This window comes from Paeniroseomonas aquatica (genome assembly GCF_030409335.1).
GTDB classification, from domain to species: Bacteria; Pseudomonadota; Alphaproteobacteria; order Acetobacterales; family Acetobacteraceae; genus Belnapia; species Belnapia aquatica.
In genome coordinates this window covers 1-3,621 of the sequence record NZ_JAUFPN010000045.1, presented here as the reverse complement: position 1 = coordinate 3,621, position 3,621 = coordinate 1, and the positions used below count along the sequence as shown (strand labels likewise).

Genomic DNA, 3,621 nt, shown 5'->3' with positions numbered 1-3,621 from the left:
CAGCCTTCGCGCATAATCCAGGTTAGTTACTGAAGGAGACTGGTTACTGACTGCCAAGGTTAACGGGAACGTCGCCGCCGTTATGGCAGAGGTGAAGGGACGCTGCCGGATAAACCAATTGGATATGTCGGGCCTGTCATTAGCCTTTCCTTCCCTCAATTTTGAGGGTGCGCGGCTGCAGGGCGGCCTGACTATCGGCAAGCGACAAGGTTCGCCCGGCGAACCCGCACCGCCCTGCTTCATAGCCAAAACAGATCTGGATCCTGAACGGCTAGGGTTTATGCGCGCGACCGCCCTACGCTGCTACCCCGGCTGGCAGCTGGTCGAAGCGCTCGTCACCACCCCGTCGCCAGGGGTTGTCGCCTTGCTCTGGGATGGCGGCAACCGCACGTCTCCGCTGTTCGGTGTCTCGAATTCACTGCACCTGCTCAACGCAACGCGGCCGCCGAAACTCGATCCGGAGGCGGCTACAGAATACTTGAAGCTATTCTGCCATCACGTCTGGGCTGATGCAGGCGCCTTCCACATCATCGAGGATCCCGGTGTTTTGGAGGTTTTGGGTGTCGACCCGACAGCCTACGCCGATGAGCTTCGGCTGCAGCCGGTGCGCGAGGGCAAAAACTGGTTATTCCGTGCACTAGTCGAATATAGTGGTGTGTTGTTCAGCGCTAAATTCCGTGTTCGAGCCAGCGGGATGGTGGACATGTTGGAAGACAATCCAATTCAAGATACGCAGGGTATGCCGCTGCATTGTTCTCCGCGCTTCGTGTACGATAGGCCCTTCCGCAAACCAGCGGCGACGATTACGTCAAATGCACCCCCGGCCGGTGAATGGCCAGTCCCACCCGTCTTTGGGACACACTGGACCGCGCTGCCGGAGGCCAGCTGTGCTCGAGTGCAGGCAGGACTCCGCCGCTATGACGGCATCCATATGCGAATCCCTATCAGCCTTGTCGCAGCGCGCGTGGGGCCGCTGGATGATGATGGAGGTATGCAGTGGGGTGACCAAGTCCGCTTGAGCATGCAGGGCTTCGTTTATGAGCAGCTCGACACGCCAGATCCGCCACTGGGTGTCGCAGCGCAGTTCGCCCCGCCCGTCGTCCGGAACACTAGTTGGAAACTGCGGCGCGATTGGCTGCACCTGCAGCGTCCTCCTGGCAAGGGTTGGACCTCCCCGGACGATTTCGATTCCGAACAGCATGCGCAGGTTGCCCGCCTCTATCGGACGGCGGGCCGCTTGAACGATGCACGTGAGATCATCTCTGATCAGATGCAGGTCGAAGGCATGCTGCAGGCGCGCGACTTCGCTACGCGCTGGAAAACTTGGCTGCCCATTGCCACCGCGTTAGCGACGTGCTGCGCGTCGCTTGGCATCTCTATCGAACTCAGCCTGCTCGCCGGCATTCTAGCCTTTCTGCTGCTCTCCGGGGGCCGGCTGCTGCTGCACGAACTCTACCGCCTCAGCTCGGGCTTTGGCTTGCGCCCGGCCTATGCCATTGCGACCTTCCAAGGCTTGCTGCTTGTCGGCTGGGGCGGTGTGCTCTGCGCTAACCGGGACATGGTGGAGCTGCCCGCCTTCCACTTTCTCGGACGGGACTACCCGCCGCTGACGCTGTTTGATCTACGTGGCCTGGAACAGGTCCTATTCGTCGAAACCTCGCTAGGGCGGGACGTCGTACTGGAGGATCCCGGTGATCCCGGATCAGCGCCGAAGGCATTGATACCGTTTGGCGGCCGGGGCGCGACGCCGATTCCCTGTGGCGATTCGATTCAGCCTTTCCTCTACGCAGCCGACGTCTTCATTCCTCTACTCGACCTGCGGCAGGAAATCCGCTGCAGCCCGCGCGACGGGGCAGTGCTGTGGCACTGGGCCAAGGCGCTCTACGCGACCCTTGGGTGGATCGTGACCTCGCTCACTATCCTGACGGTGACTGGCGTGCTTCGGGAAAGGCTGGAAAGATGAGCGTTAGAGTCTGAACGCGAAATAAGCCTGATCTTTCAGGTCGGTATTGACACGTAGAGCGGTGCGCCGGCTGAGCCTCACCATGTTGGGCCGATGTCTCGCACCAGCCTACGCAGCAATGCTGACCTGCCTCCACCTTCCGTCCGCCGTGTTCCCCGCCCCAGCCGTGGTGACGGCTGGAATGCCCTGGCCGACATCGGGGTCTTCTTCTTTACGGTCGAGGCTGAGTTGGAGGCCATGGACCGCGAGCGGATCGGCGTGCACCGCCGTGGCCGCAAGCCAGACCTCACGCTGCGCCGGCGGCTGATCGGGCTGGTCTGGACCCGTAAGCGTCCGGCCTCCGCCGCCTTCCCTGGCCTCTGACGTCCGTTGAGGCTGGCGGCCTTAACGTCGGGCGTAAGGTCGTCTGTAAGGTCATGGGCAGCGGGGCGGTTGAAATCATCACCGGGCGCGAGCGGCGGCGTCGTTGGAGCGTGGCGGACAAGCTCCGCATTCTCGCTGAATGCAATGCGCCCGGCGTGCAGGTGGCAGAGGTAGCGGCCCGACACGGCATTTACCGCAGCCTGGTGTTCCAGTGGCGGCGCCAAGCCCGGGACGGTCTGTTGGTGGCCGAGCCGATGCCGGAGTTCGTGCCGGTCCGCGTTGCTGTTGCCGATCACCGTGACGAGGTGCCGCCCGAGCCGGAGCCCACACCGCCACCATCCCGGAAGGCTGCGGCGATCGAGATCGAGCTGCCCGACGGCAGCCGGGTGCGGGTGGGCGAGGAGATCGGTCTAGTCGCCCTGCGGCGGGTGCTGGCGGCGCTGCGCGGGTGATCCCGGGTCCGCCACCGGGCGTGCGGGTCTGGCTGGCCGCAGGCCCCACCGACATGCGACGCGGCTTCGACGGCTTGGCGCGGCAGGTGCAGGAGGCGCTCGGGCAGGACCCGTTCAGCGGGCAGCTCTTCGTGTTCCGCGGCCGCCGCGGCGATCTGGTCAAGGCGCTGTGGTGGGATGGCCAGGGCCTGGTGCTCTACGCCAAGCGGCTGGAGCGCGGCCACTTCGTCTGGCCGCAGGCCAAGGACGGCGTGGTGTCGCTGACGCCGGCGCAGCTCTCGATGCTGCTGGAGGGTATCGACTGGCGCATGCCCGCCCGCACTTGGCGGCCGGAGATGGCGGGATAGCGCCTGCTCGCAGAGGATTCATTCGGTATGTGCCGGTGGCATCGCCGATCATGCCGTCGTGGTCATCGATCTCGCCGCCCTGCCCGACGACGCCGACGCGCTGCGCGCCATCGTGCTGGCGCAGGCCGCGGCGCTGGCCGATCAGCGCGCGCTGATCGAGCGGCTCCGGCTGCAGCTGGCCCGGCTGCGGCGGCTGCAGTTCGGCCGCTCGTCGGAGCGGCTGGCAGCTGAGGCCGATCAGCTGGAGCTGGCGCTCGAGGAGCTGGAGACGGAGGCGCCCACCCCGCCACCCGCCGAGGATCCGGCGGATGCCGCGGCCAGGCCAGAGCGCCGCAAGCCTGCCCGCCGCCCGTTTCCGGAGCACCTGCCGCGCGAGGTGGTGGAGCATGGCGCCGGGGCGCAGGGATGCGCGGCCTGCGGCGGCACATTGCGCCGCCTTGGGGAGGACGTGACCGAGGTGCTCGACTACGCGTGTTGATGCCCCCGCAGATGCGGT

The 3,621-nt window shown here is 65.5% G+C and carries 5 protein-coding genes; all 5 read left to right on the top strand.

Annotation, left to right across the window (positions count from 1 at the left end):
* The first annotated feature begins 82 nt into the window (after positions 1-82).
* The 5 genes from QWZ14_RS05700 to QWZ14_RS05680 all read left to right on the top strand — a co-directional run bounded on the left by QWZ14_RS05700 (position 83) and on the right by QWZ14_RS05680 (position 3,603).
* A complete protein-coding gene (locus tag QWZ14_RS05700) occupies positions 83-1,963 on the top strand; it encodes a hypothetical protein (protein ID WP_290315664.1) in 1,881 nt (626 codons plus the stop codon).
* Between the two features lie 93 nt (positions 1,964-2,056).
* The gene (locus tag QWZ14_RS05695) at positions 2,057-2,326 is read left to right on the top strand and encodes a hypothetical protein (protein WP_290315663.1); all 270 of its coding nucleotides are present in this window, start codon (positions 2,057-2,059) and stop codon (positions 2,324-2,326) included.
* A gap of 53 nt (positions 2,327-2,379) precedes the next feature.
* A complete protein-coding gene (tnpA, locus tag QWZ14_RS05690; protein WP_290315662.1) occupies positions 2,380-2,778 on the top strand; it encodes an IS66-like element accessory protein TnpA in 399 nt (132 codons plus the stop codon).
* A complete protein-coding gene (gene tnpB, locus QWZ14_RS05685; RefSeq protein WP_133292072.1) occupies positions 2,775-3,125 on the top strand; it encodes an IS66 family insertion sequence element accessory protein TnpB in 351 nt (116 codons plus the stop codon). Before tnpA ends, tnpB begins: the two co-directional genes overlap by 4 nt.
* A gap of 58 nt (positions 3,126-3,183) precedes the next feature.
* On the top strand, positions 3,184-3,603 hold the full coding sequence (locus QWZ14_RS05680; protein ID WP_290315661.1) for an IS66 family transposase: 420 nt from the start codon (positions 3,184-3,186) through the stop codon (positions 3,601-3,603).
* The last annotated feature ends 18 nt before the right edge of the window (positions 3,604-3,621 follow it).

Bases quoted from the DNA above. Each gene is read 5' to 3' on its own strand.
- tnpA (WP_290315662.1), top strand. From the start codon at position 2,380: ATGGGCAGCGGGGCGGTTGAAATCATCACCGGGCGCGAGCGGCGGCGT.
- QWZ14_RS05700 (WP_290315664.1), top strand. From the start codon at position 83: ATGGCAGAGGTGAAGGGACGCTGCCGGATAAACCAATTGGATATGTCG.
- QWZ14_RS05695 (WP_290315663.1), top strand. From the start codon at position 2,057: ATGTCTCGCACCAGCCTACGCAGCAATGCTGACCTGCCTCCACCTTCC.